The sequence below is a fragment of the Candidatus Pantoea communis genome, assembly GCF_011752685.1.
Classification (GTDB): Bacteria; Pseudomonadota; Gammaproteobacteria; order Enterobacterales; family Enterobacteriaceae; genus Pantoea; species Pantoea communis.
On sequence record NZ_VWXC01000008.1, the window covers coordinates 98,624 to 110,889 of the forward strand.

The following is a 12,266-nucleotide window of genomic DNA, read 5'->3' on the forward strand; positions in this document are numbered from 1 at the left end:
TCCGTGGCTAAACAGTTATTTTCAACTGCCTTAAAATGACTAATATGCCCGCCAGAACCGCCATCCTTTTCTGCTGTTATTCCTGCTTGCCTGATAACGTCACTTTATTTTCAGTTTGCGCCGTATTTTATGCTGCGTTAAATCGAAGAAAATATTGCCGGTTCAAAATTTGCGCTTGACCCGATCAGCAGAGCGAATTACTTTCACTGTATTGATATAGGAACTCAGTTCCACATAGTGAAACCGACGCCATGACCACACTTGAAAACGCCGCTGCCGTACTTAAGCTTTTCCAGCGCTTTGGCGTGACGCAGGGCCATCCAGGCCTGACCTTCACCGAGGTGGTTGACGCGTTGGGATTGCCGAAAAGTACCGTTTCTCGCCTGCTGGCGACCATGGAAAGTGAAGGATTGCTTGAGCGTGATCCCGATAGTCGCTGTTTCCAGATTGGTCGTGTGTTGCTTTCAGTTGCGGGGCACTACTTATCTACGCCGTTGGTGGATAGCGCTTCTGCGCCGATGGCGCAGTTGGCGGCCAGCAGTGGTTGTATGGGGTACATCTCCGTGCTGGATGGGCAAGACGTTCTGGTGATGCGCATGTATCACGGCCGTTTTTTCACCCAACTCGTCACGCCGCCAGGTACGCGTGTTTCCCTTTCCGGTACCTCTACCGGGCGCGTGCTGCTGGCACAGTTGAGTGATGACGAAGTGCGTGCGCGTTTTGCCGATGACTGGCAAGCCGCATCCGCAAACTCGCCGCTGAACATTGATGCACTCTGTAAAGAATTAGCGGTGATTCGCCAGCAGGGCTGGGCACTGGCACGCAATGAGACGTTGCCAGGCATCAGCTCACTGGCGGTGGCGGTCACCAATAAGCATCGCGGCGAAAGTGCCGCACTGTGTCTCTCGTTTCTCTCGCAAGAAGCGGCCCCGGGTTATCCGGACGCGCTGCTCAGCGAACTGCGCGCAACGGCTGCATTGATGGCCGAGAAATACGGCGCATAACCTTATTTTCGATTTAAAGGCGTTTATTCGCGCCACACCAGGGAAATAGCAGGTCTTCGGACCTGCCTATTTCAAAATCAGGGAACGATTTATTAAAAGCGTTGATGTCCCGCGTGTCGGGCATAAAACGTATTACGCGTTTTCTACAGGGTGAAAATACGGGGATAATATGCGTCAACATAATCCAATAAAAAGTATCGGCGTGGGCTTAATGCTGGTTCTGCTGTCTGTAGCAGGTGCCATCATCGGGGTTCAGCTGATTACCACCATTGGGGTGACACCCAATACCTCTATTATCGGTGCGCTGTTTGCCATGTTGCTGGCGCGCATTCCTCTGCAATGGTTCCGTCGTTATCGCTCCATCGAAGTACAGAACCTTGCGCAAACTGCCATCTCTTCTGCCACCTTTGGTGCGGCGAACAGTCTGCTGATGCCGATTGCCGTGCCCTGGGCGCTGGGTGAACCACAGCTGGTACTGCCGCTGTTTGTCGGTGTCAGTGCGGCGATGCTGCTGGATGCCTATCTGCTATACCGCCTGTTCGATACCCGCGTGTTCCCGGCCAGCAATGCGTGGCCACCGGGCGTGGCAGCCGCGGAAGCGATCAAAGCCGGCGATAAAGGCGGCCGTCAGGCGTGGTTGCTGGTGGTGGGTATTGTCGGCGGCATTGCCGGTTCGATGTTGAAAATCCCCATGTCAGCCTTCGGTACTGCTTTTATTGGCAATATCTGGGCGCTGAGCATGTTGGGTATTGGTTTTCTGTTGCGTGCTTATGCGCAACCGGTTGCTGGTATCGATATCAATGCGTTGTATATCCCACACGGCATGATGGTCGGCGCAGGATTGGTGGCGCTGATTCAGGTCGTGCAGGTGATTGTCAGCCGTCGCAACGATCAGCTGAATGTCAGCCGCAGCGACAGCGAAGTGAAGCGTTCTCTCGGCTTCGGCACCGTTGGCTACATCATCATCTCCACGCTGCTGGCACTGGCGGGCGGTTTGTGGAGCCAGATGGGCTTGCCGATGCTGGTGCTGTTTATCGTGTATGCCGCGTTTGCTGCCTTCGTGCATGAATTGATTGTCGGCATCGCCGCGATGCACTCAGGCTGGTTCCCGGCCTTTGCCGTAGCGCTGATAACCCTGATCCTCGGAATTCTGCTCGGCTTCCCGCCGCTGGCGCTCTGCCTGTTGTGTGGCTTCACCGCCGCAACAGGACCGGCCTTTGCCGATATGGGCTACGACCTGAAAGCCGGCTTTATCCTGCGCGGTAACGGTGCCGATCTGCAGCAAGAGCTGTGGGGCCGCCGTATACAGTTAATCGCCGCGATGATCGCCTTTGTGATCTGTATTCCAGTGGTGTGGTACGCACACAACCTGTTCTTCGCCGAGAATCTGCTGCCGCCAGTGGCGCGCGTTTACGCCAAAACTATTCAGGCCGGTGCCGAGCCAGGCATTGCCGGAAGTTTGCTGATGTGGGCGATTCCGGGGGCGATTATTCAGTTTATCGGTGGGCCGAAGCGTCAGTTAGGCGTATTGCTGGCGACCGGTTTGTTAATCAACAACGCCGCAGCAGGTTGGGCGGTGATGGTGGGGATCGCGCTGCGTATCCTGATCATTCGAGTGTGGGGCGAGCGTGGACGTTCACCGATGGAGGTGATGGCCGCAGGGTTTATTGCGGGCGACGCGCTGTACAGCTTCTTCCATTCTCTTTTTGCCAGTAGCACCAAGAAATAACCCAGGGAATTCAATATGAGTTTACAGCAGACACTGCAGGTTTTTGAGTTACTCGATAGCGCCTACGTGGATGGCCAGCAGGTGGTGGATCTTTTTGCCAGCTACCCAGGCGTGACCGCCAGCTTCAAGCGCGTCACCGGCCCGAAAGGGCGTACTGATTTCGTGCGCATTGATATTCCAGGTGCGCAGGGCAAGAGCAAAGGCGGCACTGCACCCACGCTGGGCATTGTCGGTCGTTTGGGCGGCATCGGTGCGCGTCCAACGCGTATCGGTATGGTGTCGGATGCAGATGGCGCAGTGGCGGCGGTGAGCAGTGCGCTGAAGCTGGCACAGATGCAGACCAAAGGCGATGTGCTGGCGGGTGACGTGATTATCACTACTCACATCTGCCCGGATGCGCCAACCCGTCCGCATGAGCCGGTGGATTTCATGGACTCGCCATGCGATGACATCACCATGAATGACAACGAAGTGATCGACGGCGTGGACGCGATTCTCTCCATCGATACCACCAAAGGTAACCGTATCCTGAATCATAAAGGCTACGCGATCTCGCCCACAGTGAAAGAGGGTTACATCCTGCGCGTATCAGAAGATCTGCTGCGCATTATGGAGATGACCAGCGGTCTTCCTGCTGTGACCTTCCCGATCACTACGCAGGACATCACGCCTTATGGCAATGGTGTGTATCACCTTAACAGTATCCTGCAGCCGTCAACTGCCACCGATGTGCCGGTGGTTGGCGTGGCGATCTGCGCGGAATCGGTCGTGCCAGGTTGCGGCACCGGTGCCAGCCATGAAGTCGATATCGCGGCGACCGTGAAGTTTGCGGTGGAAGTGGCGAAAGAGTTTGGCCGTGAAACCTGTCAGTTCTATGACAAACAAGAGTACGCATTACTACACTCTTTGTATGGTAGTCTCAGTCACCTGCGTACGCGGAAAGCCTAATGATGAAACAGTCCCTGGTTACCTTAACGATTGGTCAATCCCCGCGTAGCGATATTCTGCCGCTGCTGCAGGATCACTTACCGGAAGAGCAAGTCGCTCACGCCGGATTACTCGACGGGCTGACACTCGCTGAGGTGGAGCAGTTCTTCTCGCCTGAAGCGGGTGAGAAGGTGCTGGTTTCGCGTATGACCACCGGCGAGCAGGTGCGCCTGTCGGGGCCAAAAGTTGAGCAGGGACTGCAACGCAAGATTACGGCACTGGAACAGCAGGGCTACGATACGATTTTGCTGCTGTGTACCGGTGAATTTGGCACGCTGAAAACCGAAAAGGCGCTGCTGCTGGAGCCGGACCGCATTATCCCACCGTTGGTCAAGGCCATCGTGCAGGAACATAAAGTGGGGATTGTCGTGCCGGTAGAAGAGCAGATCGCTGAGCAGGCCAGTAAATGGCGGAATCTGAACAGCGCGCCATGCTTTGCCGTCGCTAGTCCTTATCTGGCACAGCAGAATGATTTGATCGAGGCGGGCCTGTCGCTGCAAGAGCAGGGTGCGGATGTGGTGGTGCTCGACTGTATTGGCTATCACCAGAAGCACCGGGATTTCCTGCAGAAAATGCTGGGCATTCCGGTACTGTTATCCAACGTGCTGGTGGCGAAGTTAGCGGCAGAGTTGATCGTCTGACTGAGGCCGATCACAAGTCGCGATCTGTATTGCTTTTTCGCGTGACAGATCAGCGAGTTCCCTTGTAATCTGCCAGACACCATAATGTGCTGTGAGGAAGTAACATGCTCAACGTAAGTGAGTATTTCGACGGAAAAGTGAAATCCATTGGTTTCGACAGCGTGACCATTGGCCGTGCCAGCGTTGGCGTGATGGCAGAAGGTGAATACACCTTCGGTACAGGACAGCCGGAAGAGATGACGGTCGTGAGCGGCGCACTGAAGGTGCTGCTGCCAGGTGAAACCGAGTGGAAATGGTACGAAGCCGGTTCGGTTTTCAACGTGCCGGGCCACAGCGAATTCCACTTGCAGGTGGCTGAGCCAACGTCTTATCTGTGCCGCTATCTGTAAACGCTGACTTTCAGCATGAGTCATCATTAAACCGGGAATGCTTTTAGCATTCCCGGTTTCTTTTTGGCTTCAGCGTAGCCAGGAATCAAACTAAGGTGTGTCTATGTTGAGCCTGGTAAAGCTATTTTCACGAAAATAGAAAAGGATGTGTTCTCATGGCAGAGATTATATTCAATAAAGCCGCGCTTGAACGTTTGGATAGTCCTGAACAGCCTGAAGATGAACGCCAGAAGAACGCATTGTTTGAATTGGCAATGATCGCAAAACATGAAATCGCAAACGATCAGGGAATGACATTGAGGGAAGCTCTGGCGAAATTACGTATTGCCAGAACGAGACATCGTTAAACTGCCGTGTTTTCTTTTGTGCGGAAGTGCGGGCCAGTGCACCTCTGCTGCTGCCGGGCTGTCCTCACGCCGCTTCGCGGTGCCTTCGGCTGCAACGTCGTGCCGGGCGGATCGTTCGGGTATGGCCATCCATGGCCGACCCGAACTGCCTGGCACAACGTTTTCGCCTCAGCGCTGCGGATAGCCCTTGCAGCAGCAGAGGTGCTCAGGCCTTCACTATAGTGCCCATTTCAACAACTCGCACTGAAGCTTCAGAGCAGGCTGGTGTTGTTCAGGGGCTGGCAATCCGCAGCGCTGAACGTAATGAGGATGCCAGGAGAGCACGCATGGATGCGGGCGAAAGGCGGGGCGGCACACGATGTGCCATCCCCGCCGGTCCGTCAGGCAGATGAATGAAGTGAAGGAACCGCGTTAGCGGCGCGAGGACCGCCAACTCCTGAACGGCACCAGACTACGTTATCAACCGTCGCTTAACGGACAAGCACTACGCTACAGCGGGGTTAGATCAATAAAAGCTTCAGCGCTTAGCTTCGCCGCCTAACGCTTCCACCAGATTACTGATCAATGCGGCCAGTTCGCCGGTCATCAGGGTGAAATCAGCATCAAAACGCTGGGCAAAATCATCGCGGTCGATGTCGTCATTCTGCTCACGCAACGTGTCGCTGAACTTCAGACGCTTGATCGAGGCATCGTCGGCAATCACCAGCTGAATACGCTCCTGCCAGTCCAGAGCCAGTTTGGTCACCACTTTGCCAGCTTCGATGTGGGTGGCGATCTCATCGGAGATCAGATCCTGTTTCTTACAGCGAATCACGCCGCCATCTTCCAGAATCGCTTTTAGTTCAGCTTCATCCATCAGCGCGAACCCCGCTGGCAGTTCGCCTGAACGCACCCATTCGGTCAGCGTCAGCTCAATCGGAGTTTCCAGCGTTAGCGGCACCACTGGCAGCGAACCGATGCTTTTACGCAACAGCGCCAGGGTGTCTTCGGCTTTTTTAGCGCTGGCGCAATCGACAATGATCAGGTTGTTCACGGTATCGATCCACATAAACGTCTGGCTGAAACGGCTAAACGCGCGTGGCAGCAGGCTATGCAGCACTTCATCTTTCAGCGAGTCTTTCTCGGTCTTCTTCAGCTTGCGGCTCTGTTCCGCTTCCAGCTTATCGATCTTCGCTTCCAGCGCCTGCTTCACCACCGGCGAAGGCAGGATCTTCTGCTCGGTACGCGCGCAAATCACGATTTGACCGTTGATTTCATGCGTCAGCGCTTCGCCGCGGTTGCCCATCGGTGACACCCAGCCGGTTTTCGCCATATCCTGGCTGCCGCACGGCGAAAACGTGAAGGCGTCGAGCTGTTTTTCCAGATCGTCTGCGGACAGCGGGATGTCACGATTCAGACGATAAACCATCATATTTTTAAACCACAACATCGGGATTCCTTACCGTGGGTGCGATCGGGCGCACAAGTCTCAAAGTCAGCGCGCATGATAGCGAAACATCGGATTGGTTTCATTGCCTTTCCCGATTCAGCCTTCTACTGTATCTGTCACCTGAACGAATAATGAGGAATAAATCGTGCGTATTGGGATTGATTTAGGCGGTACCAAGATTGAAGTGATTGCGCTCTCCGATCAGGGGCAAGAGCTGTTCCGTCACCGCGTCAATACCCCGCGCGATGACTATGCTGCCACGGTGCAGGCGATTGTTGATTTAGTGCTGCTGGCAGAAGAGAAAACCGGAGAAAAAGGGTCGGTCGGCATTGGCATTCCCGGCACCATTTCGCCGTACACCCAGCGGGTAAAAAACGCCAACTCCACCTGGCTGAACGGACAGCCGCTGGACAAGGATTTGGCGCAGGCGCTGAATCGTGACGTGCGCATCGCTAATGACGCGAATTGTTTAGCGGTTTCCGAAGCGGTGGATGGTGCAGGTGCGGGTCAGCCGTTGGTGTTCGCAGTGATCATCGGCACTGGCTCGGGCGCGGGCGTGGCGATTGGCGGTGAATCGCGCATTGGCGGCAATGGTAATGCGGGCGAGTGGGGCCACAATCCTTTGCCGTGGATGGATGAAGATGAACTTCGCCATCGCGAAGAAGTGCCTTGCTATTGCGGTTTGCAGGGCTGTATTGAAACCTTTGTATCGGGCACCGGCTTTGCCATCGATTATCAGCGTTTGAGCGGTAAAGCATTGAAGGGCGCAGAGATCATCAAACTGATTGAGCAGCAGGATCCGGTAGCAGAGCTGGCGATGAGCCGTTACGAAATGCGCTTAGCTAAGTCGCTGGCGCAAGTGGTGAATTTGCTCGATCCGGATGTGATCGTGCTGGGCGGCGGGATGAGTAATAACGATCGCCTCTATCAGACCGTGCCTGCGCTGATGAAGCAGTGGGTGTTTGGTCGCGAGTGTGAAACGCCAGTGCTGAAAGCGGTGCACGGCGATTCCAGTGGCGTGCGCGGCGCAGCATGGTTGTGGCCGCTGAAATCCTAGAAAAAAGGTCGCCTCAATAGCGACCTTTGGACGGGGGCGCTAGTTTGCGCCCTCTGGTCCCGCGATTACTCACCCATCAACATCGCATCCTGCGGCGCATTCTGACGCTGAGTTTTGGTCGCGAGGAAGTAAATATATCCCACCACCATAATCCCCACGAACAGGCCGCCAATCACCGGGTTGAACCACAGCATGGCAATCAGACACACCAGTGACAGCACCAGCGCGATACCGGGAATAATCGGATAACCCGGTGCGCGGAAGCTGCGTTCCATGTCGGGTGCGGTGCGGCGCAATTTGAACAGGCTCAGCATACTCATCAGGTACATCACGATGGCGCCAAATACTGCCATGGTGATCATCGCCGCCGTCAGCGTCATGCCCTGCAGGTTGATCAGACCATCACTGTAGATTGCCGCGATACCAATTACGCCACCGGCAATAATGGCGCGATGCGGCGTCTGGAAACGTGACAGTTTCGCCAGCCCCTGTGGCAAATAACCGGCGCGCGCCAGGGCAAAGAACTGACGTGAATAGCCGAGGATAATGCCGTGGAAGCTGGCGACCAGTCCGAATAAGCCAATCCACACCAGCATATGCATCCAGTTTGAATGCTCGCCGACGATCATCTTCATCGCCTGCGGCAGCGGATCGTTGATGTCAGACAGTTTACGCCAGTCGCCTGCGCCGCCCGCCAGCAGCATCACGCCAATCGCCAGTACCACCAGCGTCAGAATCCCGGTGATGTAAGCTTTGGGAATGGTGCGCTTCGGATCTTTGGCCTCTTCGGCGGCCATGGCGGCGCCTTCAATGGCGAGGAAGAACCAGATGGCAAAAGGAATAGCCGCGAAGATGCCGGAAAGGGCTGGCATACCGAAATGATCGCTTCCCGCCCAACCGTTAGCGGCAAAATTGGCGATACTGAAGCCCGGCGACACTACGCCCATAAACACCAGCAGTTCCAGCACCGCCAGCACCGTCACCACCAGTTCAAACATCGCCGCCAGCTTCACGCCGAGGATATTGAGGGTCATGAAAACCAGATAAGCGCCGACCGCAGCGGTTTTCGGGTTGAGATCCGGGTACTGCACGTTGAGATAAGCACCAATCGCCATGGCAATCGCCGGTGGGGCGAAGACAAACTCAATCAACGTCGCCAGACCGGCAATCAAACCACCGGTTTCACCAAAGGCGTGGCGACTGTAAGCAAACGGGCCACCGGCGTGTGGAATGGCGGTGGTCAGTTCGGTAAAGCTAAAAATAAAGCAGGTGTACATGGTGGCGATCAGTGCGGTAGTGATCAGGAACCCCAAAGTGCCCGCCACGCCCCAGCCATAACTCCAGCCAAAATACTCCCCGGAAATTACCAGTCCAACCGCGATACCCCACAAATGCAGAGTGCCCAGCGTGGGTTTGAGCTTACTCGTCATAATCGTCTCCCCGTCGTGATTGTTGTGCGGCGGCTGCACCGCGCTGTTTTGTTCTATGCACTACAGTGAAGTGATAATGCCGCCGCCTGCAGCGGGAAAACTTGACGCAGGCGCAGTGAGTTTTGTCCTCCACGGTCAACTCTGAGGCAAGAAAAGTGCCAGATGTACGCTGCGGTCAACTTTGGGTTATCTGCGGTCAAGCAGTCAGAACGCTGTCATCCCATGCTGATAACACTTGCTACCCATAAGATTGATGCTGGAGAAAGATGAATGAGCGCGAAACAATCCGATTCCCTGACCGATGCTGCAATGACGCTATTGGCACAGCAGGCGCTGGCCTGTTACCCCGCGCCATTCCACGGCGAGCTAAAGCTACTTTGTCGCTCGGAGAACGCCACCTTTCTGTTGCTGGCGGGCGGTAAACGTTATGCGTTGCGCCTGCATCGACCTGACTATCACAGCAAAGCGGATATCCAGAGCGAGCTGCTGTGGCTCGACGCGCTGCGTGAGATTGGCATTATGGTGCCGCAGGCGATCCCGGCCAGTGATGGCGAAACGGTGCTGACAATAGGCATGCCCGATGGCGGCGTGCGACACGCGGTACTGTTCCACTGGATCGAGGGCGAGATGCCCACCACCGATGTCGATCCCAAAGCGTTCCAGCAGCTCGGGCACATCACTGCGCGCCTGCATCAGCACAGCCGCAGCTGGCAAAAACCGGCTGGCTTCCAGCGTATCATTTGGGATCATCACACCATGGTCAGCGATCACAGCCACTGGGGCCGCTGGCAGGATGCGCCCAATCTCAATCCTGCCGATCATGGCATTGTCGCTGAAGCGGTAGCGCGGGTCGGGCAAGAGTTGCAGGGCTTTGGTAAAGGACAGGATCGTTATGGCTTGATCCACGCTGATCTGCGCCTCACCAATTTGCTGCTGCACAAAGGTGAAACCCGGGTGATCGATTTTGATGACTGCGGCATGGGCTGGTATCTGCACGATCTGGCGGCGGCGATCAGTTTTGTTGAGCATCATCCGCGTGCCGCCGAATGGGTGGATAACTGGATCCTGGGATACGAGCGTGTGGCGCACATCACTGATGAGGAGATGGCGCTGGTGCCGACGCTGTTGATTCAACGTCGTATCCAGATGACCGCATGGATGGGCACCCATGCAGACACCGAGATGGCGCTGAGCCTGGGGCCGCGTTGGGCCGATCACTCGGTGCGTCTATGCCGTCGCTATCTGGAAACCAATCAGCTGCCGGTTGGTGTTTGAGTTGCACCAGTAGCGGGCAGCAGTGCGTCGTAGCGGCGCAATTTATTGCGCTCTGTGAGATGACCTTCACGCCGTTGCGCGATAAATCGCTCCCTGATGCTGTGTGCTGAGCGTGAGCGGGGCGCAACGGAATGCCTCCGTATCCTTGAGCTGCGCTTAGCCAGATGCGCATCATTGCACAGGCTTCAGCATGCCACTGGACCTTTAGCAAGGTGGGCATCAACGCGCACGCTGAGAAAGGGTACAGAATCTAGTCGGGTCGTCATTGATGGTGGCCTCTTCAAGCGTCATGGTACGAATCTTGCTGGATCCCACCATTAGTTTCACTCGCGCGATCCCTGTGAGGTTCCGATGCAATCACTGATGACTCCCTCTGAAGCGTACAATTCGCTCTCAGCTCAGGCCAGCAACCGTGGCGTACTGGCGGCAGCTGCAACCGGCTTAAGCACCTTTATCACCGACAAAGGCGGCGATGTTGATCGTATTTTTGGTATCAGCGGCATTGATTCCGAACTGCTGGCCAGCCCGACGCTCAGCCTTGGTCTGGTCAACTATTGCCGAGTGATGGAAGAAGCGGCGCGCCACTCTGGTTTTGATAACTTCGGTTTGCATTACGGCAAGCAGTTCAAACCGCAGTCATTAGGGCTGATTGGCTATATCGGCTTATGCTCACCGACGCTGGAGCAGGCGCTGCACAACGTGGTGAATGCTTTCCCCTGGCATCAGCACGATACGCTGACGCGCCTGGTCGATAAAGGCGACTGCTGGCGGCTGGATTATCAGGTGCGACACGGGGCGATCCTCTCACGTCGGCAGGATGCGGAATTGACGCTCGGCATGTTCCTCAATCTGATCCGTCACGTGGCCGGCAAAAACTGGGCGCCGCGCGAGGTGCATTTTGAGCATCCCCGGCCGGAGCAGTGGCACGAGCACTGCAAAGTGTTTGATGCGCCAGTGTGGTTCGATCAACCGTTCAACTCACTGCTGATCCCCAAACGCGATCTGCTGCGCACCATGCCAGAGCAGGATCCGATGTTGTTAATGGTGATGCAGGATGCCATCCGCCGTCTGAATAGCAGCGCTTCACTGCAAAGCGTGGTGGAGCAGGCGCGTTCGCAGGTCAACTTATCGTTGATGCAGGGCGAACCGGTGCTGGAAGAGATCGCGGATAAAATGGGGCTGTCGAGCTGGTCGTTGCAACGGCGGCTGCGCGAAGAGGGCATCAGCTTCACCGCGCTGGTGGATAAAGTGCGTTGCGAAATGGCCACGCACTACCTGCAACAAAAGCAGTTGCCGATCTCGGAGATGGCGCTGCTACTGGGCTATTCCGAAGTCAGTGCGTTTTCACGCGCCTTCCGGCGCTGGTTTGGCATTAGCCCGCGCCAGTGGCGACAGGATGGGCTGGCGAGTTAGCCTGATGCGGCGCAAAGCCGAACCACGCGGGTTGGGTGCGATCCGGTGGCGGCGGTAATCCTTTCGACTGACCAATCAACTGCCAGGCGCGCAGGCACAGGGTTTCATCACCTTGCGTCTGCGTGACTGCATAGCGCCCGCTGTTTTGCCACTCCAGTCGCACCATACATTGCTGTCCCGCGTAATGTGCCGCATCGGAAAATTGCCGGTTGAGCTGTCGCTGCATCTCATTAGCCCATTTGCAGGATGCGCTGCCCGGTTCGCTCTGTGGCTGGCACAGGTTGGTCATACTTTCCATGGGATGCGATGGGGCATGCTGGCAGGCGCTGAGTAGGGTACTCAACAACAATGTGCCAGCAACACGGCGAAATACGTTCATCAATTTGCCCGGATTTGCAAAACATGGTGGCCAGTTTATCGAGCAGTAGGGGGATTGCTATGGCATTTCTCTGACTCTGATTAGATCCAGAATTTTTCGCTCAATGGCTCGCACGACGCACAGCTGAATGTCAGGTGCGGCCAGACAGCCGCACCCTGTGAAAAGAGGCTCATTTGATGGCGGGAC

General features: G+C 55.9%; 12 protein-coding genes. 9 read left to right on the forward strand and 3 right to left on the reverse strand.

Going from position 1 to position 12,266, the window contains the following annotated elements; genetic code table 11:
• The first annotated feature begins 251 nt into the window (after positions 1–251).
• From F3J37_RS12510 to F3J37_RS12535, 6 genes are all read left to right on the forward strand, one after another.
• The gene (locus tag F3J37_RS12510) at positions 252–1,004 is read left to right on the forward strand and encodes an IclR family transcriptional regulator (protein ID WP_034830515.1); all 753 of its coding nucleotides are present in this window, start codon (positions 252–254) and stop codon (positions 1,002–1,004) included.
• Between the two features lie 169 nt (positions 1,005–1,173).
• On the forward strand, positions 1,174–2,733 hold the full coding sequence (locus tag F3J37_RS12515; protein WP_058961463.1) for an OPT/YSL family transporter: 1,560 nt from the start codon (positions 1,174–1,176) through the stop codon (positions 2,731–2,733).
• Between the two features lie 15 nt (positions 2,734–2,748).
• A complete protein-coding gene (locus F3J37_RS12520; RefSeq protein WP_034830519.1) occupies positions 2,749–3,681 on the forward strand; it encodes a DUF1177 domain-containing protein in 933 nt (310 codons plus the stop codon).
• 2 nt (positions 3,682–3,683) lie between these two features.
• Complete coding sequence (locus F3J37_RS12525) at positions 3,684–4,361, forward strand: AroM family protein (RefSeq protein ID WP_160834046.1); 678 nt, start codon at positions 3,684–3,686, stop codon at positions 4,359–4,361.
• Positions 4,362–4,465: 104 nt separating this feature from the next.
• A complete protein-coding gene (gene ppnP / locus F3J37_RS12530) occupies positions 4,466–4,750 on the forward strand; it encodes a pyrimidine/purine nucleoside phosphorylase (protein ID WP_034830521.1) in 285 nt (94 codons plus the stop codon).
• A gap of 155 nt (positions 4,751–4,905) precedes the next feature.
• Complete coding sequence (locus F3J37_RS12535; protein WP_034830522.1) at positions 4,906–5,097, forward strand: hypothetical protein; 192 nt, start codon at positions 4,906–4,908, stop codon at positions 5,095–5,097.
• A gap of 517 nt (positions 5,098–5,614) precedes the next feature.
• Here F3J37_RS12535 and rdgC read toward each other — a convergent pair.
• Positions 5,615–6,526, reverse strand: a complete 912-nt coding sequence (gene rdgC, locus F3J37_RS12540; protein WP_034830523.1) for a recombination-associated protein RdgC — start codon at positions 6,524–6,526, stop codon at positions 5,615–5,617.
• 145 nt (positions 6,527–6,671) lie between these two features.
• On the opposite strand from rdgC, the gene mak reads away from it, so the two are divergent.
• On the forward strand, positions 6,672–7,583 hold the full coding sequence (gene mak / locus F3J37_RS12545; RefSeq protein WP_034830525.1) for a fructokinase: 912 nt from the start codon (positions 6,672–6,674) through the stop codon (positions 7,581–7,583).
• A 65-nt stretch (positions 7,584–7,648) separates the two neighbouring features.
• Here the strand turns inward: mak and eat are convergent, their stop codons facing one another.
• Positions 7,649–9,013 (reverse strand): ethanolamine permease, encoded by a 1,365-nt coding sequence (gene eat, locus F3J37_RS12550; protein ID WP_166933690.1) that lies wholly within the window; start codon positions 9,011–9,013, stop codon positions 7,649–7,651.
• A 270-nt stretch (positions 9,014–9,283) separates the two neighbouring features.
• Between eat and F3J37_RS12555 the strand changes: the two genes are divergently transcribed.
• Both F3J37_RS12555 and qhpR read left to right on the forward strand, forming a co-directional pair.
• On the forward strand, positions 9,284–10,288 hold the full coding sequence (locus F3J37_RS12555) for a phosphotransferase enzyme family protein (RefSeq protein ID WP_166933691.1): 1,005 nt from the start codon (positions 9,284–9,286) through the stop codon (positions 10,286–10,288).
• 351 nt (positions 10,289–10,639) lie between these two features.
• Complete coding sequence (gene qhpR, locus F3J37_RS12560) at positions 10,640–11,701, forward strand: AraC-like transcriptional regulator QhpR (RefSeq protein WP_166933692.1); 1,062 nt, start codon at positions 10,640–10,642, stop codon at positions 11,699–11,701.
• On the opposite strand, the gene F3J37_RS12565 is transcribed toward qhpR, so the two are convergent.
• A complete protein-coding gene (locus F3J37_RS12565; RefSeq protein WP_166933693.1) occupies positions 11,661–12,080 on the reverse strand; it encodes a cell envelope integrity TolA C-terminal domain-containing protein in 420 nt (139 codons plus the stop codon). The two genes, qhpR and F3J37_RS12565, sit on opposite strands and share 41 nt — an antisense overlap.
• Positions 12,081–12,266: the final 186 nt, after the last annotated feature.

Bases quoted from the DNA above. Each gene is read 5' to 3' on its own strand.
- F3J37_RS12510 (WP_034830515.1), top strand. From the start codon at position 252: ATGACCACACTTGAAAACGCCGCTGCCGTACTTAAGCTTTTCCAGCGC.
- F3J37_RS12515 (WP_058961463.1), top strand. From the start codon at position 1,174: ATGCGTCAACATAATCCAATAAAAAGTATCGGCGTGGGCTTAATGCTG.
- F3J37_RS12520 (WP_034830519.1), top strand. From the start codon at position 2,749: ATGAGTTTACAGCAGACACTGCAGGTTTTTGAGTTACTCGATAGCGCC.
- F3J37_RS12525 (WP_160834046.1), top strand. From the start codon at position 3,684: ATGAAACAGTCCCTGGTTACCTTAACGATTGGTCAATCCCCGCGTAGC.
- ppnP (WP_034830521.1), top strand. From the start codon at position 4,466: ATGCTCAACGTAAGTGAGTATTTCGACGGAAAAGTGAAATCCATTGGT.
- F3J37_RS12535 (WP_034830522.1), top strand. From the start codon at position 4,906: ATGGCAGAGATTATATTCAATAAAGCCGCGCTTGAACGTTTGGATAGT.
- rdgC (WP_034830523.1), bottom strand. From the start codon at position 6,526: ATGTTGTGGTTTAAAAATATGATGGTTTATCGTCTGAATCGTGACATC.
- eat (WP_166933690.1), bottom strand. From the start codon at position 9,013: ATGACGAGTAAGCTCAAACCCACGCTGGGCACTCTGCATTTGTGGGGT.
- F3J37_RS12555 (WP_166933691.1), top strand. From the start codon at position 9,284: ATGAGCGCGAAACAATCCGATTCCCTGACCGATGCTGCAATGACGCTA.
- qhpR (WP_166933692.1), top strand. From the start codon at position 10,640: ATGCAATCACTGATGACTCCCTCTGAAGCGTACAATTCGCTCTCAGCT.
- F3J37_RS12565 (WP_166933693.1), bottom strand. From the start codon at position 12,080: ATGAACGTATTTCGCCGTGTTGCTGGCACATTGTTGTTGAGTACCCTA.